The following is a 24,344-nucleotide window of genomic DNA, read 5'->3' on the forward strand; positions in this document are numbered from 1 at the left end:
ACAGCCGGGCAAATCGATGAAACTGTCTTCTCTGATGTCTTGGATCGGTGTCCGCCCGCGAATCTTCGGCGGCTTCGCCCTGATCCTGAGCTTCCTGGTGTTGCTCGGCGGTTTCGCCATGATCCAGGTCGGGCGCATCGGCGGCACCGTGGATGAGCTCGTCACCAGCGCGGCCGGGGACGCCGGCATGTCGCAGGTGCGCGCCGCGCTGCTCGGTGCCAACGGCGCGGTCGAGAGATTCATCCGCACCTGGAACGTCGGTGACAAGGATGCGGCCAGCAAGGCGATCGACGCCGTCGGCGGTCTCGCCGATCAGGTCGAGAAGCAGTCCGGCCGTCTGAAGGTGCTGGCTGACGGCGTGGGACCGGTGCGAAGCGCGCTGGCCGCCTATCGCGCATCGTTCGTTGCCGCGGCCGAGGCCGTGGACCGGCTGCGCGCGGCGACCACCAAGACCGACGCATTGGGCGCCGTTGCCGGCATCAACATCGGCGGCATCCAGGTGGCCCTCGCCAATCGCGCTGGCAGCGAGCCGCTGATGAATCCGTTGCGTCTGGCCAGCGTCGTCGACGCGGTTCGCATCGCGGTGATGCGCTATACCAACACGTTGTCGAATGGCGATGCCGACGATGCCAGGCTCACCTTCGTCTATGCGAAGCTCGCGATTGCCGATACGGAAGCCGAGATCGCGGGTGTCGATGATGCCAAGCTGAAGGCGCTGGTTGCTGCGCTGAAAGAGGCTCTGACGGCGGATGCCGCTGCGCTCGAGGAAGTGATCAAGGTGGCCGCGGACCTGCGCGCCAAGCAGGCGGAACTCGCCAAGGCGAGCGCCTCGATCGATACCCAGGTCAGCCAGATCAACCGGCAGCTTGGGACCGCGCGTGCAGAGCAGGCCGCGAGGACCGGCGTCGCGGTCGAAGATACCAAGCAGACCGTCGTCGTGACGGCAGCCGCAGCGGTGATATTCGGAGCGGTGCTGGCCTGGCTGATCGGCGCCAGCGTGTCGGCGCCGATCCGCGGCATGACCGACCGCATGCAGTCGCTGGCGGCCGGCGAATTGGATCAGCCGATTCCCGGTGGTGAACAGCGCGACGAGATCGGCCGGATGGCGCGCGCCGTGGAGATTTTCCGTGACAATGCGCTTGCTGTCCGCCGCATGGAGCAGGAAGCGGCGACACAGCGTGAAGCTGCGGAGGCCGAGCGCGCCCGCATGATGTCCGATCTGGCTGGCCGGTTCGAGCAGGGCATGCAGGGTGTCATCACCGGCGTCGGCGGGCGTGCGACCGAGATGGGCGAGAGCGCCAGCGAGCTGGCACGCGTCGCCGAACGCGGCCGCGGCCTTGCGGAAGCGGTCGCCAGCCGGGCCGAGCAGGCGTCCGTCAATGTGCAGACCGTGGCCTCGGCGACCCAGGAGCTCGCGGCCTCGATCAGGGAGATATCCTCCCAGGTGCAGCGCTCGGTCACGGTGTCGACCCGGGCGACGCACGAGACCCAGCGGACGTCCGAGCTGATCGACGGGCTGTCCAGCGCGGCGGAGAGGATCGGCACCATCGTGCAACTGATTCAGGCGATCGCGAGCCAGACCAACCTGCTGGCGCTCAACGCCACCATCGAGGCGGCGCGTGCCGGCGAGGCCGGCCGCGGCTTTGCGATCGTCGCGAGCGAGGTGAAGAATTTGGCGTCGCAGACCGCGCAGGCGACGGAGCAGATCTCGAGCCAGATTGCGACCATCCAGAGCGCGACGCAGGAGACGGTCGGCGCGATCGCCCAGTTCGGAACCACGGTGCGGGAGATCGCCGAGATCTCCAATGCGATCGCCGCCGCGGTGGAGCAGCAGGGGGCCGCAACCAGCGAGATCGCCCGCAACGTCGAACAGGCGGCCAGCGGCACGGCGGCGGTGACGCAGGAGATCGGCGACGTGCGCAACGTGGCCGGGCAGACCGATGCCGGCGCTGAAGCTGCGCTGGCGGCGGCCGCCGCGCTGCAGCAGCAGGCCGCTTCGCTGAGGAGCAATGTCGCCGACTTCCTGCAGACGATCCGGACCGCGGCCTGAGCCGCAAAGCCGGTGGTCACTGGAGTTGACGCAGGGGACGCCGGCTCGCACTCTGGGGCATGACCGAGCACCAGCCGCGCTCCCTTGCGCTTCCCGTCGACGGCGCGGGCGTCGTGTCCGCGCTGTTCATGGCCCCGCCGCGGCCGCGCGCCTGTTTCGTGTTCGCCCACGGCGCGGGCGCCGGCATGAGCCACGTCTTCATGAGCCAGACCGCCGCAAGCCTTGCCGCACGCGGCATCGCGACGCTGCGCTTTCAGTTTCCCTACATGGAGAAGGGAAGCAAGCGCCCTGATCCGCCCGCGCTCGCCCACGCCGCGGTGCGGGCGGCCGTGGCGGAGGCCGCGCGGCTCTGTCCGGGGCTGCCGCTCGTCGCGGGCGGCAAGTCGTTCGGGGCGCGCATGACGTCGCAGGCGCAGAGTGCAGCGCCGCTGCCGGGCGTGGCCGGGCTCGCCTTTCTCGGCTTTCCACTTCACCCCGCCGGCAAGCCCTCCATTGCGCGCGCCGATCATCTCGACGCGATCGAGGTCCCGATGCTGTTCCTGCAGGGGACGCGCGACAAGCTTGCGGAGATGGAGCTGCTCGCGCCCGTCGTGAGGCGGCTGGGACCGCGCGCGACGTTGCATTGGCTCGATCAGGCCGACCACGCCTTCCACGTGCCTGCGCGCTCCGGCCGGAATGATCAGGCCGTCATGGACGAATTGACGGGGGCATTTGCGGTGTGGCTTCAGGCGCTCGAAGCCCGTGCCGGCTGACGCCCCGCAGCGGCCGTTTCTGAAAAAGTGATATGAGAACAAAAATAGAACTTCCATGTCGTCAGAGGTTGAGGCATAGTCGTACTCAAGGGCATGGGAGGGGAGTCCGATGAAGTCAGCGGTGTTGGCAGTGTCGGTGTGTGCGCTCGGCGTGCTGATGCAATCTGCAACTCCATCGTTCGCCGATGCCCGGTTGACCGCCATGGTGACCGTGAAGGGAACTTGCCAGAAGCTCATCGTCGCTGGAAAGGATCGCAGCTCGGAATGCAAGGGCGCGCTGCTCAATACCGACTATGACGATCAGCGCACCGGCTTCTACTTCACCTTGCTCGACGGCAGCATCGTCACGTTCTCGAATCGTGGCGATCTGCAGGAGCAACCTGGCCCCGACAAGTTCGTCACACCGGTCGACATGATGATCTTTGGCCAAAGTCGGACGGCGATCAACAGGGTGATGGCCAAGGGGCAGTGCCGCCACGGCAATCCATTCAAGGGACCCGACCTGATCGAATGCGCGGCCGACAGCGAGATCGGCCGCTTTGAAGGGCTGTTTCTGTCCAATGGCGAGAAGCCGGTGATGCAGACGTTCTGAGGCCGTCACCCTGTGCACAAGCAGGATGAACCAGCGGGAGGCTTCGTCGCGACGTCGCCCATCGTCATTCGGCCACCGTGTGGTACTCGCGGCAAAGGACCGGACCGCCGACTGCAAGGGTGCCTTGCTCAATACGCGCTACAGTGATGGACGAGCCGGCTTCTATTTCGTGATGCTCGACGGAGGGATGATGACCGTCTCGAGCCCCGGCGATGTCGAACAACGGCAGCCCGCGAACGCGCGCGCCTATCCCGTCGATATGATCATCTTCAAGGTGGATGGTGACATCCGCAAGCTCACGGCCAAGGGGATGTGCCGCGCGAAAAATATGGCCGGCGCTCTGTCGGGCTTGACCTGTCGGGCGGGCAGTGAAGCTGGGCGGTTCGAAGATGGGTTTTCCGCTGAGACCAAGGCAGTCGAGACCACGCCAACCGAGTCCAAGGCAGCCGGCACCAAGGCGGCTGGGAGCAAGATGCCCGGCCTCTGAGGCTGCGATCCCCTGAAAATTTGGCGCGACATCAGGCTCGAAATATTGCAACAAGTCGGCGTCATCGTTGGGCCGGGTGTGCGGGTCGCCAGATCTTGGAGAGTGTGATGTTCCGATGCGTTGGCTTCGTCCTGGGGCTGCTCTGGAGCCTCGTAGCAATCGGCACTGCGCTGGCCGACGACGCCAAGCTCCGGATCGGCGTTCTCCGGCTATCCTCGTCCGCGCCGGTGTTCATCGCGCTGGACAAGGGCTACTTCCGCGACGCCGGCCTCGACGTCGAGCTGAAGTTTTTCGATGCAGCGCAACCGATCGCCGTGGCGACGGCCACGGGCGACGTCGATGTCGGGGTGACCGCCTTCACCGCGGGATTGTACAACCTTGCAGGCAAGGGCGCGTTGAAGATCATCGCCGGCATGAGCCGCGACCGCCCGGGCTTTCCGCTGATCGGCTACTTTGCCAGCAACAAGGCCTATGAGGCAGGTCTCAAGACGCCGAAGGACATTGCCGGCAAGCGCGTGGCGATGACCCAGGTCGGGTCGAGCTTTCACTACTCGGTGGGGCTGCTGGCCGACAAATACGGCTTCAAGCTCGGCGACGTGAAGATCGTGCCGCTTCAGTCGATGTCCAACATGTCGGCCGCGATCAAGGGCGAAACCGTCGACGCGGCGCTGATGCCGGTTTCCGTCGCGCGCAAGCTGATGGAGGAGGGTGCCGTCAAACATCTCGGCTGGGTCGGCGACGAGACGCCGTGGCAGGTCTCCGGCGTGTTCGCCGGGCCGAAGACGCTGGCCAACACGGCCCTGGTCGGCAAGTTGCTGGCATCGCTTCAGCGCGCCGAGCGCGAGTATCATGATGTCGTGCTCGCCTCGGTCAAGGACGGCACTGCCGCCATCGACGACAAAACCAGGCCATTGCTGGAGATCATCGGCAAGTACACCAACCTGCCGGTCGAGCAGGTGGTGGGCAATTGCGCCTATATCGATCCCGACGGCAAGCTCGACGTGAAGAACATCGACAGCCAGATCAAATGGCTTCAGGCGCAGGGTTTCGCGGACCAGGGCTATGATGCGGCTGCGATCATCGCCAAAGACCTCGTGAAGCCGGATTGATGAAGGCAGGCACGGTGCGGACCTGCAGCGGGATCGTCTGACATGGACCTGATCGCCGAGGCCATCAGCCACCGTTTCGACGCGCTCGAAGTGCTCGATGGCGTGTCGTTCACGGTGGGAGCCGGCGAGGTGGTGGCCATCGTTGGACCGTCCGGCTGCGGCAAGAGCACGCTGCTGTCGATCCTCGGCGGGTTGTTGCAGCCGAGCAAGGGGCAGGCCCTGCTGCGCGGAGCCCCGCCGCCCGGCAGCCTCAATCCCTTGACGTTCGTGTTCCAAGACTTCGCGCTGCTGCCGTGGGCGAGCGTCGCCGATAACGTCGCGTTTCCGCTCCTCCATACATCGCTGTCGACGCAGCAGCGCGCCGCCGCCGTCGACGATGCGTTGCAGCGGACCGGGCTGGCCGACTTCCGGACCGTCTATCCCAAGCAGTTGTCGGGCGGCATGCGCCAGCGGGTCGGCATTGCCCGGGCGCTGGCGGTCCGCCCGGCAATCCTGCTGATGGATGAGCCGTTGTCGGCGCTGGACTCGCAGACCCGCGAGCTCTTGATGGAGGATTTCGTCGATCTGCTGGCCGACGGCACCATGGGCGCGGTCTATGTCACGCATAATCTCGACGAGGCCGTGCGGCTCGCCGACCGCATCGTCGTGCTGTCGCGTCGTCCCGGCCGCATCCGCAAGGTCGTCAGCGTCCCGGCGACGCGGCGCAGCCGCGGCGATGCCGGAGTACGCACGCAACTGCTGGACCTGCAGAACGAGCTCTGGGGCCTGATCCGGAGCGAGGCAATCGATGCCGAGCGCGAGGTTCAGAATGCTTGAACGCTCCCCGGCCGAACCGCCTGAGGTCGTCGGCAAGCAGAGCCGGAAAGTGCCGTTCCGGGGCGGCGGCTTCACGCCGGCCGCAAGCCGATGGGCCGGCTGGCTCGCGCTCGCGGCGGCGCTCGGCCTGTGGCAATTGATCGGCAGCCTCGCACTGGTCAACCCATTGTTCCTGCCGGCGCCGCTGACGATCCTGCGCGCCCTGTATCGATTGGCCGAAAGCGGCGCGCTCTGGCAGCATGTCTCGGCCTCGTTCGTGCGCATCGTAGCCGGCTGGGCGCTCGGCACCGCCACCGGCATCGTCGTCGGCTTCGCGATCGGCCTCTGGCGCATTGCGCGCAGCATCGGCATCACCTTCGTCTCGGCGCTATTTCCGATTCCGAAGATCGCCGTGCTGCCGCTGCTGATTCTTTGGCTCGGGATCGGCGAGCAGCCGAAGATCGCGACGATCGCGCTGGGCGTGTTCTTCTCGACCACGATCTCGGTCTATAGCGGCGTCGATGCGGTGCCGCGCAACCTGATCCGCATGGCGCAGAGCTTCAACGTGCCGTTCCCGACCATCGTCCGCCGCGTGATCTGGCCCGGGGCGCTGCCGTCGATCCTCGCCGGTTTCCGCATCACCGCGTCGGTCGCGCTGATGCTCGTGGTTTCGGCGGAGATGATCGGCGCCGAGACCGGCATCGGCACCTTCGTGCTGCAGGCCGGCAATCTGATGCAGACCGATCAGCTGATGGCGGGGATCCTGATCCTGTCGCTGTTCGGTCTCGCCGTTGGCCGGCTGATCAGCATGCTCGAAGCGCGGCTCCTGCGCTGGCGCTGATCCCGAGGTGTCAGGCGTTGCCGCGGTCTTCCCGGAACAAGTCGAGCTTCTCCTGCACCGGGCGATCCGAGAACGAGAACAGCACCGCATCCTCGTCCGGCTCGTGGCTGACCCATTGCCAGCTCGGAACGACGAACAGATCGCGCGGGCCCCATTCGAAGGTCTGGTCGCCGATGCGGCTGCGGCCCTTGCCCTCGATCGCGGTGAACACGGTCGCGTCGGTCGAGCGATAGCGCGCGGTCTTGAAGCCCTTCGGCAGCAGCTGGATGAAGGTGCCGATCGTCGGCATCGCGAAATCGCCGGTCTCGGGATTTGAGAATTTCAGCTTCAGCCCGTGGCAGGCATCCCATTCCTCGCTGCGCTTCGCGTTCTCCAGCGCCTCGCGCGTATAGATGTAGGGATAGTTGAAGATCGGCGATGTCCTGGATCTGCGCTTGGCGTCGACAGGCAGGAGGTTATGTCCGTAGCGCGCGAAGCTGTCGCCCGCGGGGCGCGCGACCTTCTGCTGGTCCTCCTGCGCGCCCTGCGCGAACGATGCGTCGAGAAACTGCACCAGCGGAATGTCGAGGCCGTCCAGCCAGAACATCGGCTCGGTGGTCTCATTGCCGTGATCGTGCCAGGTCATCGACGGGGTGATGATGAAGTCGCCCGGCTCCATCAGGGTGCGCTCGCCCTCGACGGTCGTGAAGGCGCCCTTGCCTTCCAGCACGAAGCGCAATGCGGACTGGCTGTGCCGATGGGCGGGGGCGACGTCGCCCGGGATCACCATCTGAACGCCGGCATAGAGCGAGGTGGTGATCTTGGATTGCCCGCGCAACCCGGGATTCTCCAGGATGAGCACGCGCCGCTCGGCCTCCTTCGCCGTGATCAGCCGCCCGGCCTCGATCATATAGTCGCGGATCGCCGCGAACTGCCACAGATGCGGGCGACAGGCGCTCTTCGGCTCGGGCGTGATGAGATCGCTCATCACCGTCCACAGCGCCGTCATGTTTTCGCCGTCGATCTTCTTGTAGAACGCCTCGCGCTCTGGTGTCGAAACCGCGGCCATGCGTCCCTCCCATGATCAGATGTCGTTCTTAATTGACAGTATACTGCCAATTTGATTACCGTCAAATACAACCAGAGCCATCGCATCGGGAGGACTGCCATGATGAAGCTGCACGGCTATTTCCGCAGCAGCGCATCCTATCGAGTCAGGATCGCGCTCAACCTCAAGGGTCTCACGGCCGAGCATCTGCCGCATCACCTCCGCAAGGGCGAGCAGCGCGCGCCCGCCTATCTCGCGCTCAACCCGCAGGGTTTGGTCCCCGCGCTCGAGGACGACAGCGGCGTCGCGTTGATCCAGTCGCTTGCGATCATCGAATGGCTCGACGAGACCCATCCTGAGCCACCGCTGCTGCCGAAGGATCCGTTGCGGCGCGCCCAGGTCCGCGCCTTCGCGCAGGTGCTCGCCTGCGACACCCATCCGGTGCAGAACCTGAAGGTGCTGGCGCGGCTCCGGGAGCTCGGCCTGCCCGAGGACAAGGTCACGGCCTGGGCCGGCTGGGCCAATCGCGAGGGGCTCGCTGCCTGCGAAGCGCTGATCAAGCATGAGCCCGGACCATTCTGCTTCGGTGCCGCGCCGACCCTGGCGGATCTGTGTCTCGTGCCGCAGCTCGGCAATGCACGCCGCTTCGGCGTCGATGTCGCAGCGTTCCCGCGCCTGCTGCAGGCCGAAGCCGCGGCGAAGGCGCTGCCGGCCTTCGCCGATGCTGCTCCGGAGCGTCAGCCCGATGCCGAGTAGGCCGCCCGACATCACGATGGACGCAGTCTACACCAAGCCGGGCTATCTGTTCCGGCGGATGCAGCAGATTGCGGTGTCGATCTTCGTCGAGGAGTGTCGGGAGTTCGACCTGACGCCGGTGCAATACGCGGCGCTGGTCGCGATCCAGACGCACCCGGGCATCGATGCCACCCGGTTGTCGGCGGTGATCGCCTTCGACCGTTCGACGCTCGGCAGCGTGATCGAGCGGCTGGAGAGCAAGGGCCATATCGAGCGCAAACCGTCGGCCGAGGACAAGCGCGTCAAGCTCCTTTACCTGACCAGAGGGGGTGGCGCACTGCTCCGTGCGATCATGCCGGCGGTTGATCGCGCCCAGGCCCGCATGCTGGCGCCGCTGAAGGCCGCGGATCGCAAGATGCTGATGGCTTTGCTGGCGCAGCTCGTCGATCTCAACAACGAGGTGTCGCGGGTGCCGCTGCGCGCCGAGGATGCGCTGGAGCATCTCGGCAAGGTCGGCTGATCGCTGAACGCCGCGGTTGCGGGGCGCAAGGCGGGGGCTCACAGCCGCATCACCGCCTGACGGTCGATCTTGCCGGTGCCCGTCTTCGGCAACTCGTCGATGAAGACGATCTCGCGCGGATATTTGTAGGGCAGCAGCTTCGTTTTCACGTAATCCTGCAGCGCCTTGACGGTTGCGGGCTCGTCCCTGGATCTGCCGTTGGTGACCACCACGGCCTTCAGGCTCATGCGACGATCCGGCAACTCGTGCGCAAACACGGCGCACTCCCGGATATCGGGATGCTCGGCGAGGCAGAGCTCGACTTCGAGCGGATAGACCCATTGTCCGGAGATCTTGACCAGATCGTCGGCGCGGCCGCGGAAGAAATGGAAGCCGTCGGCATCACGCACGAAACGGTCGCCGGTGTAGATCCAGCCGCCATCGCGGATCGTCTCCGCGGTCTTGTCCGGACGGTTCCAGTAGAGCGGCGTGTTCGAGTCGCCGCGTACCCAGAGAATGCCCTCTTCGCCGGTGGCGACCTCGCGTCCTTCGCCGTCGCGCAGCGCGATCTCGTAGCCGGGGACGCGCAGTCCGGCGGCGCCGAGCTTCTTGCGGTCCTCGCGGTTCGAGAGATAGACGTGCAGCACCTCGGTCGAGCCGAGGCCTTCGACGATCTCCAGGCCGGTCAGGCTCTTCCAGCCGTTGAAGACCTCGGCCGAGAGCACCTCGGCCGCGGAGACCGCGAGCCGCAGTGACGAGAAGTCCGCCTGCTTCGCACCCTCGGCCTTGGTGAGCGCGGTGTAGAGCGTCGGCAGGCCGAAGAACACGGTGGGACGGAAGCGGCTGATCGCATCGAAGATGGCAGCGGGTTTCGGCTGGCCGGGCAGCAGCAGCGTCGTCGCTCCGGCCGAGAATGGAAAGGTGATCGCGTTGCCGAAGCCGTAGGCGAAGAAGATCTTGGGCACCGAGAAGCAGATGTCGTCCGGCCCCAGCCGCAGCACGTTGCGCGCGAACGCCTGGTCGCTATAGGCCATGTCGTGCTGCAGATGGACGATGCCCTTGGGGCGACCGGTGGAGCCGGACGAATACATCCAGAATGCCATCTCGTCGCGGTGGGTGTCGGCCTCCGCCAATTGATCGGTGAAATCGGGCAGCCACGCATTGACCGCGACCGTGGTCGCGACGGCGGTGGCCGGTGCCTCGCCATTGACGACGATCAGCGTGCGCAACGCGGTCTCGGCGCAGGCCTGCGCGTCGAATCGTGCGGCAAACTCGGCGTCGGCGACCGCGACCTTGGCGCCGGAATCAGCCAGATAGAATTGCAGCAGATCCGGCGGCGTCAGCGTGTTGATCAGCAGCGGCACGAAGCCGGCGCGCACTGCGCCGAAGAACGCGGCCGGATAGGCCGGTGTATCGTCGAGGAACAGCAGGACACGATCGCCGCGGCTGAGCCCGAGCGCGGCGAAGCCGTTGCCCCAACGGCAGGCGTCGGCACACAGCTCGGCATAGCTGCGCTGGCCGGCGGGACCGATCAGCGCAGCCTTGTCGGCGTTGCCTCTGGCGAGATTGTCGAACAGCACGCGGCTGGCATTGTAGCGGGCGGGAATCGCGAAGCCGATCTCGCGCGCGCCGGCGCTGTCGCGCGGAACCTTGTCGGCGATCTCTTGGTTCATACGCGCCCTCCCGTGCTCCGAGATGCCTCGTAGCGGGCCATGAATTGCGGGGCCATCGCCCGCAGCCTGGAATCATCGATGCGCCCGGACCGGGTGATATAGCTGTAGGCGAAATCCAACAGGCCGAGCGTCATGTGGGCCGGGAAGGATTCATACCAGTCGCTGCTGGTCCGGGCCGCCGTCACCAGCTTCTTCACGATTGGCTGCCGCTCGGCCTGATAGCGGGCGAGGCCGTCGGAGAGACTCCTCTCGGCATCGAGCGCCTTGGCGAGCGCGATCGCGTCCTCGATCGCCAGCCGCGTCCCGGAGCCGATCGAGAAGTGCGCGGTATGCAGCGCGTCGCCGATCAGCACCATGTTCCGGTGCCACCAGTGCTCGTTCCAGACCCAAGGGAAATTGCGCCATACCGATCGGTTGGAGACCAGCGCGTGACCATCGAGCGTGGCGGCAAACACCTGCTCGCAGACGCGCCGGGATTCATCGACCGACATCTCGGCGAAGCCATAAGCGTGCCAGGTGGCGCGATCGCATTCCACCAGGAACGTGCTCATGTCCGGCGCATAGCGATAATGGTGCGCGTTGAAGCTGCCGTGGTCGGTCGCGACGAAGGTCTGCGACAGCGTCGCGAATGTCTTCGACGTGCCGTACCAGGCGAACTTGTTGCTGGAGTAGGACACGGACAAGCCGAAATCGCCTTCGAAGCTGCGGCGGACCAGCGAGTTCAGCCCGTCGGCAGCGACGATCAGATCGTAGCCTGCGAGCTGGTCCAGCGACTGGACGGTCGTGCCGTAGCGGGCGACGACGCCGACGCTCTCGGCGCGGGCCTGCAGCAGCTTCAGCAGTTCGAGCCGGCCGATCGCGGAAAAGCCGACGCCATCGATCTCGACGGTCTCGCCGCGCAGATTGAGCGTGATGTTGCGCCAGCTCTCCATGCGCGGCGCGATCGCGTCCACGGTGTCGGGATCGTCGGCGCGCAGGAATTCAAGCGCCTGGTCGGAGAACACGACGCCAAAGCCCCAGGTCGCTCCAGCCGGATTCTGCTCGAACAGATCGACCACGGCGGCGGGGTGCCGCTTCTTCCAGAGATAGGCGAAATACAGCCCGCCAGGGCCGCCGCCGAGCACGGCGATGCGCAAGGACGTCCTCCATATTGACAGTATACTGTTTATTTTGGACCGGAGACTAATCCCTCATCCTGATCGAGGCCAGAGAAATCTTATTGCTGGAGATCGGGCCGCCGGCCGCGCGTCATTTCGGTGGGCCTCTGCCGAAGATGGTGTCGAGCGCGGCGAAATAAGTGCTCTCGACCAGCTCCGGCGCATGCCGGCCGAGCGCCTCCATCTTCACGCCCGAATTGATTTCGAGCACCTGCCAGCGTCCATCGGCCAGCACGAGGTCGACCGATGCGTAGCGGATGCCGATGACGCGCGCCGCCGCGGTGGCGAGGGCAGCACCGAGGTCCCGTTGCGCGCCGGGTTCGAGCAGCTCGGGTTGAGCCCCGAATTCGAGATTGTGGCGCCAGCTCAGCAGGCGCTGCTCGCCACGCGGCACGACGGCGCGCAGCGCAGACGCGCCGAATTCCGCGTCGAGGCGCCGCAGGAGTTGCGCGTGTCCCGCGGCCGGAGTGGCCGCCAGCGCGAGGTCGCGGAGCGACTTGACGCCATCGCCCATCACGATGGGGCGCTGCTTGCGATAGACGATCATGGCTGCGTCATCGAGCTGCACGACCCGGACTTCGTCGATGATGTCCATGAGCGGCGCGATCGCGACGTTCGCGCCGGTCTCGAAGATGCCGTTCACTGCGCGCAGCAGGTCATCCTTCGCCGTGACGCGGACCACCGACCGCCCCGAGGTGCCCTCGTTGGGCTTGACCACCAGCCCGCGCGGATGCGTTTCGAGCAGCGCCAGCACGGCCTCGGCCGTCTGGCCGGACTGGCCGCCAAGGACCGGCGCCAGAAAGAATGCGTGTGGAACCGCGGCAATCCCGTCGGCTCTCAGCAGCGCCGAGGTCGCCGCCTTGTCACATGCCAGTCTGTGCGCCACCGCACTGTTCAGGCCGAGATCATAGCCGAAGATCAGGTGACGCCGGGTGGCATCCTCGAGCACCAGCAACCAGCCGTCCTCCCGCACGTCGAGCGCGATGCCTCGTTCGACGCAATAGCGGGTGATGGCGGCGAGCTGGGTCTGCGGATGGTTAATCATTGCTCAAGGATTGGGCCGGAGATGCGGAATTAAAGTGCTGGAAAATCGGAATCTCGGCAAGTAAATTACCCACATCGTTTGTGTACGAATGAACGGCCGATCGAGGCGATTCCGGGCATCCGCCGGCATGCATTTGATCGTGATCAATGGTGCGTCCACGCGGGTTGATTATTCGCTGTTTTCACGTACATCAGGCGCCGAAATCGCTGGATCTATAGGGTTTTTGCGGTCCTGCCTCCGTCACGACTTGTTTCTTCCAACTTCAGCCCACGTGAAAAAACAAACGACATGAGCGCGTTCTATAAAGAGAAAGTTCTTTCCGTTCACCACTGGACGGACACCCTGTTCTCCTTCCGAGCCACCCGCGATGCGGGCTTCCGCTTCCAGAATGGTCAGTTCGCGATGATCGGCCTTGAGGTCGAGGGCCGGCCGCTGCTGCGCGCCTACAGCATGGCGAGCGCCAATCACGAGGAGGAACTCGAGTTCTTCAGCATCAAGGTGCAGGACGGTCCGCTGACCTCCCGGCTACAGAAGATCAAGGAAGGCGACACCATCCTGGTCGGCCGCAAGGCGACCGGCACGCTGATCCCCGACAACCTGCTGCCCGGCAGCCGGCTGCTGCTGCTGTCGACCGGGACCGGTCTCGCGCCGTTCGCCAGCCTGATCAAGGACCCCGACGTCTACGAGCGGTTCGAGAGCATCGTGCTGGTCCACGGCTGCCGCCAGGTCGCCGAGCTTGCCTATGGCGAGAGCGTCGTCGCCAAGCTGCGTGAGGACGAGCTGTTCGGGGAGCTGCTCGAAGGCAAGCTGCAGTATTATCCGACCGTCACCCGCGAGCCGTTCCGCAACCGCGGCCGCATCACCGACCTCATCTCGTCGCAGCAGCTGTTCAACGATATCGGCCAGCACGAGCTCGATATCGCCAAGGACCGCATCATGATGTGCGGCAGCCCGGCGATGCTGGAGGAGCTCAAGACCATGTTCGAATCCCGCGGCTTCCTCGAAGGCAGCGGCAACGAACCCGGCCATTTCGTGATCGAGAAAGCGTTCGTCGAGCGCTGAGCCGCCAAGCTTCCGACTTTGACACTTTCGAAAGAGCGCCTCGACGCAATCGGGGCGCTCTTTTCGTTGGCAATATCCTCCTTGCGCGTTTCGAAGCGGCCGTGCGATTTTCGGCAGCAAGACCGGACCTGCAGACGTCCGGCGCGACACAGGGAGGGGACTTGGATTGCCCGAGCGGCGGCCATCCCCGATACAATGAGGGGTACGGCCATGGATTCCATCGTTCGCAGACAGACGCTCGGTGACCTCCTGCGGCGGAGCGCGGCGCGCACGCCAGGCAAGACGGCGGTGATCTGCGGCGATACGCGTTGGACCTACGCCGAGTTCAACGCCATCGTCGACCGCCTCGCGGCCGGCCTCGCCGCGCGCGGCGTCGGCAAGGGCGAGCGGGTCGCCATCCTCGCGCGCAACTCTCATGCCTTTGCCGCCCTGCGCTTCGCGCTGGCGCGGCTCGGCGCTGTCCTGGTGCCGATCAATTTCATGCTCAAGCCGGAGGAGGTCGCCTACATCCTCAAGCATGCGGGCGCGCGGCTGCTCGCGACCGACAGCGGCTTTGCCGGCGTGGCACGTGCTGCCAAGGCGCTGGTGCCGGCGGTCGAGCAATTGATCTGGCTGCCGTCGGAAGGTTCGAGCGAGCGGCAGGCCGACATGATCGATTTTGCCGAGCTCGCGGCCTCGACGGCGACGGTGCCTGCCGTCGAGATCGCCGGAGGCGACGTCGCGCAGATCGTCTACACTTCCGGCACGGAGTCGCTGCCGAAGGGCGCGATGCTGACCCATGACGCCGTCATTTGGCAGTATGTCAGCTGTATCGTCGATGCCGGCATTTCCGCCGACGATGTCACCCTCCACGCGCTGCCGCTGTATCACTGCGCGCAGCTCGACGTGTTCTTCGGGCCGTCGATCTATGTCGGCGCCACCAACATCATCACCGCGTTTCCGACGCCGGACAATCTGCTGCCGCTGATCGCGAAATATCGCATCACCTCGTTCTTCGCGCCGCCGACGGTGTGGATCTCGATTCTGCGCTCGCCGCTGTTCGAGACCACCGACGTGTCCACTTTGCGCAAGGGCTATTACGGCGCCTCGATCATGCCGGTCGAGGTGCTGCGCGAGCTGGCGCAGCGGCTGCCGAAGGTGCGTCTGTGGAACCTGTATGGCCAGACCGAGATCGCGCCGCTGGCGACGATGCTCGGACCCGACGATCAATTGCGCAAGCCGGGCAGTTGCGGCCGCGCCGTGCTCAACGTCGAGACCCGGGTCGTCGATGATGAGATGAATGATGTTGCGCCGGGACAGGTCGGCGAGGTCGTGCACCGCTCGCCGCATCTGATGCTCGGCTACTTCCACGACGTCGAGCGCACCGCCGCCGCCTTCCAGGGCGACTGGTTTCATTCCGGCGATCTCGCGACCATCGACGACGAAGGCTACATCACCATCGTCGACCGCAAGAAGGACATGATCAAGACCGGCGGTGAGAACGTCGCCAGCCGCGAGGTCGAGGAGGCGCTGTATCTGATTCCGGAAGTGTCGGAGGTCGCCGTCGTCGGCCTGCCGCATCCACGCTGGGTCGAGGCGGTCGTGGCGATGGTCGTGGTCAAGTCCGGCTGCGAGCTGACCGAGGAGGCGGTGCTCAAGCAGGCCTCGGCGCGGCTCGCCACCTTCAAGACGCCGAAGCGGATCGTGTTTGTCGATGCGCTGCCCAAGAACCCCAGCGGCAAGCTCTTGAAGCGGCAGTTGCGCGAGGCGCATTCGGGGCTGTTCGCGGAGGGGTAAGCCGCTGCCTTTGGCGATCGCGTGTCTCGGCGGGGAGGCGCCGAGGCCGCTACGGCGCTGCGGACCGATCTCGCAGTGCCGCAGCCGATAGCCTAGGGCTATCGACGTTGTGATATCATCGATGGCCGATTGCGCGCGCTTGTGTAACGATTGCTTCGCGATATCAGTACTATCGTGACACCGGATCTTCCACGAGCTGCCCCGAGGCCTCCCATGGATACGCTGCTGCTCCCGTTTTCGCCGCGCTTCATCGTGCTGACGATCTGCGCCACGGCGACCGCTTTGCTGCTGATCCTCGGCATCTACGACCGCAAGATCTTCGATCTCGTCCTGATCCCGCTGCTGATCTTCGGTGCGCTCACCCTGCTCGGCATCCGCGATCTCGTGCAGAAGAGCCACGCAGTGCTGCGCAATTATCCGATCTCGGCACATATGCGGTTCTTGCTCGAAGAGATCCGGCCCGAGATGCGGCAGTATTTCTTCGAGAGCGAAAAGGACGGCATGCCGTTCTCGCGCGACACCCGCGCGGTGGTCTATCAGCGCGCCAAGATGGAGCTCGACAAGCGCCCGTTCGGTACCCAGGAGGACGTCTACCGCGAGGGCTACGAATGGATGCACCATTCGATCGCTCCCAAGCCGCAAGCGGAGGAGAAGTTCCGCATCACCATTGGTGGTCCGGATTGCACCAAGCCGTATTCGGCCTCGGTGTTCAACATCTCCGCCATGAGCTTCGGCGCGCTGAGCCCGAATGCGGTGCGTGCCCTCAATGGCGGGGCGAAGAAGGGCGGCTTCGCCCACGACACCGGCGAAGGTGGCTTCAGTCCCTATCACGCCGAAATGGGCGGCGACATCATCTGGGAGATCGGCTCCGGCTATTTCGGCTGCCGGCGTCATGATGGCACGTTCGATCCCGAGGCGTTCACGCGGGTCGCGAGCCACGACCAGATCAAGATGGTGGAGCTCAAGATCAGCCAGGGCGCCAAGCCCGGCCATGGCGGGGTGCTGCCGGCCGCCAAGGTGTCCGAGGAGATCTCGAAGATCCGCGGTGTCTCAATGGGCGAGGATTGCATCTCGCCGCCGGCGCATCGCGCGTTCTCGACGCCCATCGGCATGATGCAGTTCATCAGCGAGATGCGGCGACTGTCGGGCGGCAAGCCGGCCGGCTTCAAGCTGTGCATCGGCCACCCCTGGGAATTCCTCGCGATCTGCAAGGCCATGCTGGAGACCGGCATCTATCCCGACTTCATCGTGGTCGACGGCAATGAAGGCGGCACCGGTGCCGCGCCGCTCGAGTTCATGGACCATCTGGGCATGCCGATGCGCGAGGGCGTCAGCTTCGTGCACAATGCGCTGGTCGGCCTTGGCATCCGCGACCGCATCAAGATCGGCGCCTCCGGCAAAATCGCCACCGCGTTCGACATGGCGCGCGCGATGTCGATCGGCGCCGACTGGTGCAACGCGGCGCGCGGCTTCATGTTCTCGCTCGGCTGCATCCAGTCCTTGAGCTGCCATACCGACAGATGCCCGACCGGTGTCGCCACCCAGGATCCGACGCGCGCTCGCGCGCTGGTCGTCCCGCACAAGCTCGACCGCGTCTACAACTATCATCACGCGACCCTGCATGCGCTGGCCGAGCTGCTCGCCGCCGCCGGTCTTGAACATCCGCAGGACCTGCGGCCGATCCACTTCTCACAGCGGACGTCGACCACTGAGGTGTCCTCGTTTGCCAAGCTGTATCCGGCGCTGCGTCCTGGCGAGCTGCTCGACGGCACCCAGGACGTCCGCTTCCGCGACGCCTGGGCGATGGCGCGAGCCGATACGTTCGCGGCGGTGCAGTAAAACGCCTTGCGTGATTGTTCTTGGGAACCTTCCGGCTCCAATTCCATCTAAGCCACGCGTGCTCAGCTTGGATGATCGACAATGCCTTGGACCACAGCGACCACAGTCTCCGCGGCGACGAGCGGCGAGGATGACCTGATCCGACGGGCAAAAGCCCGGGACGAGACCGCCATCCGGGCCATCCTCCAGGCCAACAACCGTCGCCTGTTCCGGATCGCCCGCGGCATCCTGCGCAATGACAGTGAGGCGGAGGACGTCGTGCAGGAGACCTATGTCCGGGCGCTCACCCATCTCGACGAGTTTCGCGGCCAGTCCAGCCTGTCGACCTGGTTGGTCCGCATCGCAATGAACGAGGCGATGGGACGCCTGCGCGGACAACGGCCCGCACTGCAACTGGATGTGCAGCACCAAGACAGGCCAGGGGCCGAGGTGATCCAATTTCCCGCTACGTCGAGCGATCCGGAGAAGTCTGTGGCGCAGCGCCAGATCCAGGCCGTCGTCGAACGGGCGATCGATGACCTGTCCGAGCCGTTTCGCCTGGTGTTCATCGCCCGCGTGATCGAGGAGATGAGCATCGACGAGACGGCGGACTTGCTCGGATTGAAGCCCGAGACCGTGAAGACGCGCTTGCATCGCGCCCGCGGCATGTTGCGCGAGAACGTCGAAAAGGAGGTCGGTCCCGTCCTTCTGGACGCGTTTCCCTTCGCCGGCCCGCGTTGCGAGCGGCTGACCGACGCCGTGCTCGATCGTCTTCGACGTCCGGCGTGAAGATTCCCGGGAACGTCGGCTCCCGCTTTTCATCCAATCCCTGTGCAGCCATTCACCCGCCGGCCACGAGGTCCGGCGCCACAGGAGATGAGAACCATGTTCAAGCATATCGGCACGATCGCCGTCGCGCTCTGCGTCACGAGCAGCGCCGCCCTGTCGCAGGGCGCCAAGCTCAGCGATCCGCAGATCGCGCATATCGCCTACACAGCCGGCGAAATCGACATCAAGGCGGCGAAGCAGGCCTTGGACAAATCCGGGAGCAAGGAAGTCAAGGAGTTCGCCCAAGGCATGGTGCGTGACCACGAGGCGGTCAACAAGCAGGCCCTCGCCCTCGTCAAGAAGTTGAAAGTCACGCCTGAGGATAACGACACCAGCCGCGCACTGTCGAAGCAGGCGAGCGAGAAGCTCGACGAGCTCGGCAAGCTCAAGGGCGCAGCCTTCGACAAGGCCTATATCGCCAACGAGGTCGCCTACCACAAGACGGTGAACGGCGCGCTGGAGACGCAGCTCATTCCGTCCGCGACCAACGCCGAGCTGAAGGAGTTGCTTCAGACCGGCCTCAAGCTCTTCCAGGGCCACGAGCAGCACGCCGAGCATGTCGCGGCGGATCTGAAGTAGGACGATCCGATGCTTTCGGGACGCATCACTCTCGCGAGTGTGGTTGTGCTCGCCGCCGTGAGCGTTCCGGCGCGCGCGGCCACGATCCGGATCGTGGTGGACAAGCTCGAATTCTCGCCGGCCGCGGCTTCGGCCAAGGTCGGCGACACCGTCGAATGGGTCAACAAGGATGCGCTGGCTCATACGGCGACGGCGCGGGATGGCGCATTCGATGTCATTTTGCCGCCGAGCAAGACGGTGAGTTCGGTCCTCAAGAAGGCGGGCACGGTCGACTACTACTGCCGCTTTCACCCCAACATGAAGGCGACCCTGACGATCGCGCCGTGACGCCGCTGGCCTCAATGCGGGTTTTCCAGGCTGAAGGTCTCGGATTGCTCGTCATAGGCAAACAGCTCGGCGTAGCGGCCCCATGATACGATGGTGTGCAGCGTCTCGTCGGCATAGTGCTCGGACATGTAGTCCTCGAGCTCGATGCGGAAGCGCGCGGCCGGCGCGGCGTGCGAGGGGCGGTCGTCGAGCACGCGGCGGATCAGCCCCATCAGCGGCACGTTCTCCATCAGATGCTGCGCGAACAGCTTCTTGCGCTCGTCGGTCTCTTGATGCGCGAACCGCCGCCCGGCCTCGGTCAGGGTCAGATCGCCTTCGCTGAGCTGGGCGAAGCGCAGGAGCTGCAGCGCCTCGGCCAAGGGAAAGATCTCGTCGACCTCGAGCTGCAGATGGCCCGCCAGCACCGGCAGGTCGGCATGCCCATTATAAGGTTCGCCGGCGAGCGTCTCAATCAGGCCCGAGATCGAGTTCGACGACACGTGGCTGAGCACCATGCCGACGCCGGCGCTGGCGGTGCTCGGCAGCTTCGGCTCGGGCCGCTGCGTCATGCGGGCATAGAGACTGTCGACGAGTTGGCGGAACGCCGGATCGAGCCGGTTGCGCGGATGCAGCAGGTCGACCTTGAACTCGGCGGCGACGCGGCCGGGATTGGACGAGAACACCAGGATGCGGTCGCACATCAGCACCGCTTCCTCGATGTTGTGCGTCACCATCAGCACCGACTTGATCGGCAGCCGCCCGTCGGTCCAGAGATCGACGAGGTCGGTACGAAGTGTCTCGGCGGTCAGCACGTCCAGGGCCGAAAACGGCTCGTCCATCAGCAGCAGGTCGGGATGCACCACCAGCGCGCGGGCGAAGCCGACGCGCTGGCGCATGCCGCCGGAGAGCTCCTTTGGAAAAGCGGATTCGAAACCGTCGAGACCGATCAGGTCGATCGCGGCCAGCGCGCGCTTGCGCCGCTCGGCGCTGTCGACACCGAGCGCCTCGAGGCCGAGCTCGACGTTCTGCAGCACGGTCAGCCAGGGAAACAGTGCGAACGACTGGAACACCATGGCGACACCAACGGGCGGGCCGGCGATGATCTCGCCGCGGCAGCGCGCTTCGCCCGAGGATGGCGACACCAGGCCGGCGATGATCCGCAGAAGCGTCGACTTGCCGGAGCCGGAGCGTCCGAGCAGGCCGACGATCTCGCCGGCGCGGATCGTGAGGTCAACCTTCTCCAGCACGACGAGATCCTCGCCGCTGCCCTTGGGAAACAGCCGGCTGACGCTCTTGATCTCGATCAGCGATGAGTCCTTGACCTGGTCGCGCATGACAATTCTCCCGGTCAGCCGAGCCGCAGCCGGCGTTCGCCGAAGGCATAGAGCGGCCGCCACAGCAGCCGGTTGAACAGAGTGACGAGAATGCACATCACGGCAATGCCGAGCACGACGCGCGGAAAGTCGCCGTGCTCGGTGGCCGCAGCGATGTAGGCGCCGAGCCCGCTTGCGGTGAGATGGGTATCACCCCAGCTCGCGACCTCGGCGACGATCGCCGCGTTCCACGAGCCGCCCGAGGCGGTAATGGCGCCGGTGATGTAATAGGGGAAGATTCCGGGCAGCACGACCTTGAACCACCAGCGCCAGCCGGTGAGATGCAGGCTCGCGGCGGCCTCGCGCAGGTCGGTCGGGAAGGCGCTGGCCCCGGCGATGACGTTGAACAGGATGTACCACTGCGTGCCCAGGATCATCAGCGGGCTCAACCAGACATTGGCGTCGAGGCGAAAGCGCACGATGAGCACGACGAACACCGGGAAGGCGAGGTTGGCCGGGAAGGCGGCGAGGAATTGCGCCAGCGGCTGGATGCGCTCGGCGAGCTTCGGCCGCAGCCCGATCCAGACGCCGACGGGCACCCACATCAGCGACGCCAGCGCGATCAGCACCGCGACGCGGATCAGCGTGATCAGGCCGTAGCCGATCGCGGTGAGGACGTCGGTGAGCGCCAGCGTCGCCGAGAGATAGAGATAGGTCTTCCAGCCGGCATAGACGCAGCCGAGGATGACCACGGCAAGCCAGAGACCGTCGACCATCTGCGACGGCGGCGCGTGGCGCACGGGGCCGCTCCAGGCTTTCGGCCAGTTGATCCGCAGGTTCGAGAAGGTGCGGTTGAGCGCAGCGAACGGCATCGACAGCGAGCGCAGGGCGCGGGTGCGCCGGAACAGATCGAGCATCCAGGAGGTGGGCGGATTGCCGGAGGCGGTCTGCTCGAAGCGGAATTTGTCGGCCCAGGCCACGATCGGGCGGAACAGCAGCTGGTCATAGGCGGTGATGACGAGCAGCATGGTCAGCAGCGCGGCGCCGATCGCCGCCAGATCCTTCTGCTGAATGGCGAGCGCGACATAGGAGCCGATGCCGGGCAGGGTGACGGTGGTGTTGCCGACCGTGATCGCCTCCGACGCCACGACGAAGAACCAGCCGCCGGACATCGACATCATCGCATTCCAGATCAGGCCGGGCATCGCATAGGGCACGTCGAGCCGCCAGAAGCGCTGCCAGCCGGAGAGGTGGAAGCTGCGCGTCGCCTCCTCCAGGTCCTTCGGCACGTTGCGCATCGATTGGTACATGCTGAAGGTCATGTTCCAGGCCTGGCTGGTGAAGATCGCGAACACGCAGGCGAGCTCGGCGCCCAGCACCTGGCCCGGAAACAGGTTCATGAAGAACACGACGGTGAAGGTCAGGAAGCCGAGGATCGGTACCGACTGCAGGATGTCGAGCAGCGGGATCAGCACGATCTCGGCGCGCCGGCTCTTGGCCGCGAGCGCCGCATAGACGAAGGTGAAGACGAGCGAGCACGCGATGGCGAGCAGCATGCGCAAGGTGGTGCGCAGCGCGTAGAGCGGCAGGTTGGACGGATCGAGCGAGACAGGGGCGGTGTCGAGCGCGGACAAGGGCTGGGTGGTCTGCTCGCCGCCATAGACGATCAGCACCATCGCGCCGACCACGATGATCAGCGCGACGACGTCCCAGATATTGGGGCGCACGGTTTCGCGCAGCACGGTCGTCCTGATGTCCCGGAGCAGCATCGGCATGTCTCGTCTGGTCGGCCGCAACCATCGGCGGAGGCTGCGGACGTGGCCGTGTCATGGCTTGAGGGCTGGTCGGCCGGACAGTGCCGGCCGAATCCGCACCCTAAGTGCCCTGTGTGATGGTTTGATATCAAGCGGAGCGGTCGGGATCCGGCCTCTCGGTCCGGCCTATCAAAGGATACGCAGGCAGCCTCTTCACGTTCCCGCGACGAGGCTAGTCGAACGCAGATGCGGCTTGGCTTGGGGCTCCATCGGTACGGAGACGCCGGGTCACATCTGTCGCGCCGACGACGGTCAGCGCCTCCCCCGCTTGCGGGGGAGGTCGCATCGCATCGTCAGGTGCGATGCGGGTAGGGAATGCTCCGGGAGCGACTGCCGCTGTGGCGCCCCCACCCCAACCCTCCCCCCGCAAGCGGGAGAGGGAGCGCACTGGTCGGGCCGCAGCAGTGGGGCTCAATCACCCCACGTTCGGCTCGCCGCCGTCCGGCGCGAGCCTCGTCGCCAGGATCTTGTCGATGCGGCGGCCGTCGAGGTCGATGATCTCGAAGCGCCAGCCTTGCAGCTCGAAGCTCTGGCCGACCTCGGGCACGCTGCCGAAGTGCTGCAGCACGAGGCCTGCGACGGTGTGATAGCCGCGATGCGGCGGCACCTCGATCGCCAGCACGTCGGCGAACTCGTCGAGTTGCATCCAGCCGGAGACCAGCAGCGAGCCGTCGTCACGGCGGACGCAGGCCGGCTCGGGCGGGCCCTCCTCGGAGGAGAACGCGCCAACGATCGACTCCAGGATATCCGCCGCGGTCACCACGCCTTCGAACGCGCCGTATTCGTCGTGCACCAGCCCCATATGCACGGGCGCCACCTTCAGGATGGCGATCACGTCGCGCGCATCGACGGTGGACGGAATGATCGGCACCTCGCGCACCAGGCTGCGCAGGTCCGGCGTCTCATCGCGCAGATACGCCGCCAGCAGGTCCTTGGCTTGCAGCACGCCGATCGGACGGTCGCGCTCGCCGTCCGACACCGGCAGGCGCGAATGCGGGCTCTTGGCGAGCAGTTCGCGAATGGCCTTGGGGTCGTCGTTGAGGTCGACGACGTCGACCTCGGGCCGCGGCGTCATGATGGCGCCGACCGGACGGTCGCCGAGCCGCATCACGCCGGCGATCATCTCCTTCTCGCCTGGCTCGAGCACGCCGGCGGTCTCGGCCTCGCGCACCAGATGGTGGATCTCCTCTTCGGAAACTTTCTCCTCGGCCTCGCCGGAGCGGCCGAGCAGCGTCAGGATCAGCTTGCCGGAAAGGTCGAGCAGCACCACCAGCGGCAGCGACACCTTGGCGAGCAACTGCATGGCCGGCGCGACGCGGACGGCAATCGCCTCGGGATCACGCAGCGCGAGCTGTTTCGGCACCAGCTCGCCGACGATCAGCGTGGCATAGGTGATAATGGTGACGACGAGGCCGACGCCGACGATGTCGGCGACGGAAGCCGACAGGCCGAGCTCCAGCAGCGACTGCGTCAGGCGCTGGCCGAGCGTGGCGCCGGAGAATGCGCCGGAGAGCACCCCGACCAGGGTGATGCCGATTTGCACCGTCGAGAGGAACCGGCCGGGATCGGACGCCAGCGCGAGCGCCCGACGGGCGCCGGAAACGCCCTTTTCCGCCAGCAGCGCCAGCCGCGCGGGACGCGACGACACGATCGCGAGCTCGGACATGGATAACAGTCCGTTGACGACGATGAGGACGACGATGATGGCGAGTTCGACGGAGAGCATTTCGACCTTGTCTGGCGCCCGGAGGGGCAGGATGGGGACAGGTCCTAGCATATGGGGACGGCAAGCGCCCAATGCCGGTGTGCGGAGGTGGCGTGCATGGGAGGGCTGAAAGTGGGAGGCTGGTTCGCTTGAGGCACGGGCAGCTCCTGAACCTCCGGTGTGGTCCCGGCGAACGCCGGGACCCATACCGCGCGATCTGTCGAAGGCACTCGGAACGGCGACGAATTGCCGCCACCACGGGCGCTGACGATCAGGCAGGACAACTGCCAGCGAGGTCCCTCGATGGCGTCCGCGGTATGGGTCCCGGCGTTCGCCGGGACGACACCTGTTGTGGAGCGCCAGTTTCGGCTCTCACTGGCG

22 protein-coding genes are annotated in these 24,344 nt (G+C 65.7%); 15 read left to right on the forward strand and 7 right to left on the reverse strand.

Annotation, left to right across the window (positions count from 1 at the left end; translation table 11 throughout):
• Window positions 1-34 precede the first annotated feature (34 nt).
• From ACQR1X_RS04740 to ACQR1X_RS04770, 7 genes are all read left to right on the forward strand, one after another.
• Complete coding sequence (locus ACQR1X_RS04740; RefSeq protein WP_434893274.1) at window positions 35-2,050, forward strand: methyl-accepting chemotaxis protein; 2,016 nt, start codon at window positions 35-37, stop codon at window positions 2,048-2,050.
• Window positions 2,051-2,109: 59 nt separating this feature from the next.
• Window positions 2,110-2,802 carry an alpha/beta hydrolase family protein gene (locus ACQR1X_RS04745; protein WP_434846517.1) on the forward strand — a complete coding sequence of 231 codons (693 nt, stop codon included), beginning with the start codon at window positions 2,110-2,112 and terminating at the stop codon, window positions 2,800-2,802.
• A gap of 109 nt (window positions 2,803-2,911) precedes the next feature.
• On the forward strand, window positions 2,912-3,394 hold the full coding sequence (locus ACQR1X_RS04750; RefSeq protein WP_316183156.1) for a hypothetical protein: 483 nt from the start codon (window positions 2,912-2,914) through the stop codon (window positions 3,392-3,394).
• Window positions 3,395-3,419: 25 nt separating this feature from the next.
• A complete protein-coding gene (locus ACQR1X_RS04755; RefSeq protein ID WP_316183155.1) occupies window positions 3,420-3,881 on the forward strand; it encodes a hypothetical protein in 462 nt (153 codons plus the stop codon).
• Between the two features lie 107 nt (window positions 3,882-3,988).
• Entirely contained in the window at window positions 3,989-4,990 is a 1,002-nt protein-coding gene (locus tag ACQR1X_RS04760) for an ABC transporter substrate-binding protein (protein WP_316239352.1), read from the forward strand.
• Window positions 4,991-5,032: 42 nt separating this feature from the next.
• Window positions 5,033-5,806 (forward strand): ABC transporter ATP-binding protein, encoded by a 774-nt coding sequence (locus ACQR1X_RS04765; protein ID WP_434898423.1) that lies wholly within the window; start codon window positions 5,033-5,035, stop codon window positions 5,804-5,806.
• Complete coding sequence (locus ACQR1X_RS04770; protein ID WP_316216798.1) at window positions 5,799-6,626, forward strand: ABC transporter permease; 828 nt, start codon at window positions 5,799-5,801, stop codon at window positions 6,624-6,626. The genes ACQR1X_RS04765 and ACQR1X_RS04770 overlap by 8 nt, the downstream gene beginning before the upstream one ends.
• 10 nt (window positions 6,627-6,636) lie before the next feature.
• Here ACQR1X_RS04770 and gtdA read toward each other — a convergent pair whose 3' ends face one another.
• Window positions 6,637-7,674 (reverse strand): gentisate 1,2-dioxygenase, encoded by a 1,038-nt coding sequence (gene gtdA / locus ACQR1X_RS04775; protein ID WP_434898424.1) that lies wholly within the window; start codon window positions 7,672-7,674, stop codon window positions 6,637-6,639.
• A gap of 102 nt (window positions 7,675-7,776) precedes the next feature.
• Here gtdA and maiA point away from each other — a divergent pair, with 102 nt between their 5' ends.
• Window positions 7,777-8,409 carry a maleylacetoacetate isomerase gene (maiA, locus tag ACQR1X_RS04780; RefSeq protein ID WP_315800910.1) on the forward strand — a complete coding sequence of 211 codons (633 nt, stop codon included), beginning with the start codon at window positions 7,777-7,779 and terminating at the stop codon, window positions 8,407-8,409.
• A complete protein-coding gene (locus ACQR1X_RS04785; protein ID WP_434898425.1) occupies window positions 8,399-8,908 on the forward strand; it encodes a MarR family winged helix-turn-helix transcriptional regulator in 510 nt (169 codons plus the stop codon). The genes maiA and ACQR1X_RS04785 overlap by 11 nt, the downstream gene beginning before the upstream one ends.
• 38 nt (window positions 8,909-8,946) lie before the next feature.
• Here the strand turns inward: ACQR1X_RS04785 and ACQR1X_RS04790 are convergent, their stop codons facing one another.
• From ACQR1X_RS04790 to ACQR1X_RS04800, 3 genes are all read right to left on the reverse strand, one after another.
• Window positions 8,947-10,560, reverse strand: coding sequence for a benzoate-CoA ligase family protein (locus ACQR1X_RS04790; RefSeq protein WP_434898426.1), 1,614 nt, complete (start codon window positions 10,558-10,560; stop codon window positions 8,947-8,949).
• Complete coding sequence (locus tag ACQR1X_RS04795) at window positions 10,557-11,696, reverse strand: FAD-dependent monooxygenase (protein ID WP_434898427.1); 1,140 nt, start codon at window positions 11,694-11,696, stop codon at window positions 10,557-10,559. The genes ACQR1X_RS04790 and ACQR1X_RS04795 overlap by 4 nt, the downstream gene beginning before the upstream one ends.
• 112 nt (window positions 11,697-11,808) lie before the next feature.
• Window positions 11,809-12,762 (reverse strand): ATP-grasp domain-containing protein, encoded by a 954-nt coding sequence (locus tag ACQR1X_RS04800; RefSeq protein ID WP_434898428.1) that lies wholly within the window; start codon window positions 12,760-12,762, stop codon window positions 11,809-11,811.
• Window positions 12,763-13,050: 288 nt separating this feature from the next.
• Here ACQR1X_RS04800 and ACQR1X_RS04805 point away from each other — a divergent pair, with 288 nt between their 5' ends.
• The 6 genes from ACQR1X_RS04805 to ACQR1X_RS04830 all read left to right on the forward strand — a co-directional run bounded on the left by ACQR1X_RS04805 (window position 13,051) and on the right by ACQR1X_RS04830 (window position 19,152).
• Window positions 13,051-13,824 (forward strand): ferredoxin--NADP reductase, encoded by a 774-nt coding sequence (locus tag ACQR1X_RS04805; protein ID WP_434898429.1) that lies wholly within the window; start codon window positions 13,051-13,053, stop codon window positions 13,822-13,824.
• 210 nt (window positions 13,825-14,034) lie between these two features.
• The gene (locus ACQR1X_RS04810; RefSeq protein WP_434898430.1) at window positions 14,035-15,600 is read left to right on the forward strand and encodes an acyl-CoA synthetase; all 1,566 of its coding nucleotides are present in this window, start codon (window positions 14,035-14,037) and stop codon (window positions 15,598-15,600) included.
• A gap of 213 nt (window positions 15,601-15,813) precedes the next feature.
• Complete coding sequence (locus tag ACQR1X_RS04815; RefSeq protein WP_316183146.1) at window positions 15,814-17,439, forward strand: FMN-binding glutamate synthase family protein; 1,626 nt, start codon at window positions 15,814-15,816, stop codon at window positions 17,437-17,439.
• Between the two features lie 81 nt (window positions 17,440-17,520).
• Window positions 17,521-18,207 carry an RNA polymerase sigma factor gene (locus tag ACQR1X_RS04820; RefSeq protein WP_434898431.1) on the forward strand — a complete coding sequence of 229 codons (687 nt, stop codon included), beginning with the start codon at window positions 17,521-17,523 and terminating at the stop codon, window positions 18,205-18,207.
• Window positions 18,208-18,303: 96 nt separating this feature from the next.
• Window positions 18,304-18,825 carry a DUF4142 domain-containing protein gene (locus tag ACQR1X_RS04825; RefSeq protein ID WP_315800533.1) on the forward strand — a complete coding sequence of 174 codons (522 nt, stop codon included), beginning with the start codon at window positions 18,304-18,306 and terminating at the stop codon, window positions 18,823-18,825.
• 9 nt (window positions 18,826-18,834) lie between these two features.
• The gene (locus ACQR1X_RS04830; protein WP_434898432.1) at window positions 18,835-19,152 is read left to right on the forward strand and encodes a cupredoxin domain-containing protein; all 318 of its coding nucleotides are present in this window, start codon (window positions 18,835-18,837) and stop codon (window positions 19,150-19,152) included.
• Between the two features lie 11 nt (window positions 19,153-19,163).
• Here the strand turns inward: ACQR1X_RS04830 and ACQR1X_RS04835 are convergent, their stop codons facing one another.
• The 3 genes from ACQR1X_RS04835 to ACQR1X_RS04845 all read right to left on the reverse strand — a co-directional run bounded on the left by ACQR1X_RS04835 (window position 19,164) and on the right by ACQR1X_RS04845 (window position 23,984).
• Window positions 19,164-20,465 carry an ABC transporter ATP-binding protein gene (locus ACQR1X_RS04835; protein WP_434898433.1) on the reverse strand — a complete coding sequence of 434 codons (1,302 nt, stop codon included), beginning with the start codon at window positions 20,463-20,465 and terminating at the stop codon, window positions 19,164-19,166.
• A gap of 14 nt (window positions 20,466-20,479) precedes the next feature.
• The gene (locus ACQR1X_RS04840; protein WP_315800909.1) at window positions 20,480-22,213 is read right to left on the reverse strand and encodes an ABC transporter permease; all 1,734 of its coding nucleotides are present in this window, start codon (window positions 22,211-22,213) and stop codon (window positions 20,480-20,482) included.
• A gap of 460 nt (window positions 22,214-22,673) precedes the next feature.
• Window positions 22,674-23,984: a hemolysin family protein gene (locus ACQR1X_RS04845; protein ID WP_315800530.1), complete on the reverse strand. Its 1,311-nt coding sequence runs from the start codon at window positions 23,982-23,984 to the stop codon at window positions 22,674-22,676.
• Window positions 23,985-24,344 lie beyond the last annotated feature (360 nt).

Origin of the sequence: Bradyrhizobium sp. HKCCYLRH3073, from assembly GCF_051167995.1 — a bacterium.
GTDB lineage: Bacteria > Pseudomonadota > Alphaproteobacteria > Rhizobiales > Xanthobacteraceae > Bradyrhizobium.

Bases quoted from the DNA above. Each gene is read 5' to 3' on its own strand.
- ACQR1X_RS04755 (WP_316183155.1), top strand. From the start codon at position 3,420: ATGAACCAGCGGGAGGCTTCGTCGCGACGTCGCCCATCGTCATTCGGC.
- gtdA (WP_434898424.1), bottom strand. From the start codon at position 7,674: ATGGCCGCGGTTTCGACACCAGAGCGCGAGGCGTTCTACAAGAAGATC.
- ACQR1X_RS04810 (WP_434898430.1), top strand. From the start codon at position 14,035: ATGGATTCCATCGTTCGCAGACAGACGCTCGGTGACCTCCTGCGGCGG.
- ACQR1X_RS04840 (WP_315800909.1), bottom strand. From the start codon at position 22,213: ATGCTGCTCCGGGACATCAGGACGACCGTGCTGCGCGAAACCGTGCGC.
- maiA (WP_315800910.1), top strand. From the start codon at position 7,777: ATGAAGCTGCACGGCTATTTCCGCAGCAGCGCATCCTATCGAGTCAGG.
- ACQR1X_RS04750 (WP_316183156.1), top strand. From the start codon at position 2,912: ATGAAGTCAGCGGTGTTGGCAGTGTCGGTGTGTGCGCTCGGCGTGCTG.
- ACQR1X_RS04845 (WP_315800530.1), bottom strand. From the start codon at position 23,984: ATGCTCTCCGTCGAACTCGCCATCATCGTCGTCCTCATCGTCGTCAAC.
- ACQR1X_RS04785 (WP_434898425.1), top strand. From the start codon at position 8,399: ATGCCGAGTAGGCCGCCCGACATCACGATGGACGCAGTCTACACCAAG.
- ACQR1X_RS04740 (WP_434893274.1), top strand. From the start codon at position 35: ATGTCTTGGATCGGTGTCCGCCCGCGAATCTTCGGCGGCTTCGCCCTG.
- ACQR1X_RS04820 (WP_434898431.1), top strand. From the start codon at position 17,521: ATGCCTTGGACCACAGCGACCACAGTCTCCGCGGCGACGAGCGGCGAG.
- ACQR1X_RS04790 (WP_434898426.1), bottom strand. From the start codon at position 10,560: ATGAACCAAGAGATCGCCGACAAGGTTCCGCGCGACAGCGCCGGCGCG.
- ACQR1X_RS04745 (WP_434846517.1), top strand. From the start codon at position 2,110: ATGACCGAGCACCAGCCGCGCTCCCTTGCGCTTCCCGTCGACGGCGCG.
- ACQR1X_RS04815 (WP_316183146.1), top strand. From the start codon at position 15,814: ATGGATACGCTGCTGCTCCCGTTTTCGCCGCGCTTCATCGTGCTGACG.
- ACQR1X_RS04760 (WP_316239352.1), top strand. From the start codon at position 3,989: ATGTTCCGATGCGTTGGCTTCGTCCTGGGGCTGCTCTGGAGCCTCGTA.
- ACQR1X_RS04765 (WP_434898423.1), top strand. From the start codon at position 5,033: ATGGACCTGATCGCCGAGGCCATCAGCCACCGTTTCGACGCGCTCGAA.
- ACQR1X_RS04805 (WP_434898429.1), top strand. From the start codon at position 13,051: ATGAGCGCGTTCTATAAAGAGAAAGTTCTTTCCGTTCACCACTGGACG.
- ACQR1X_RS04830 (WP_434898432.1), top strand. From the start codon at position 18,835: ATGCTTTCGGGACGCATCACTCTCGCGAGTGTGGTTGTGCTCGCCGCC.
- ACQR1X_RS04825 (WP_315800533.1), top strand. From the start codon at position 18,304: ATGTTCAAGCATATCGGCACGATCGCCGTCGCGCTCTGCGTCACGAGC.
- ACQR1X_RS04835 (WP_434898433.1), bottom strand. From the start codon at position 20,465: ATGCGCGACCAGGTCAAGGACTCATCGCTGATCGAGATCAAGAGCGTC.
- ACQR1X_RS04800 (WP_434898428.1), bottom strand. From the start codon at position 12,762: ATGATTAACCATCCGCAGACCCAGCTCGCCGCCATCACCCGCTATTGC.
- ACQR1X_RS04770 (WP_316216798.1), top strand. From the start codon at position 5,799: ATGCTTGAACGCTCCCCGGCCGAACCGCCTGAGGTCGTCGGCAAGCAG.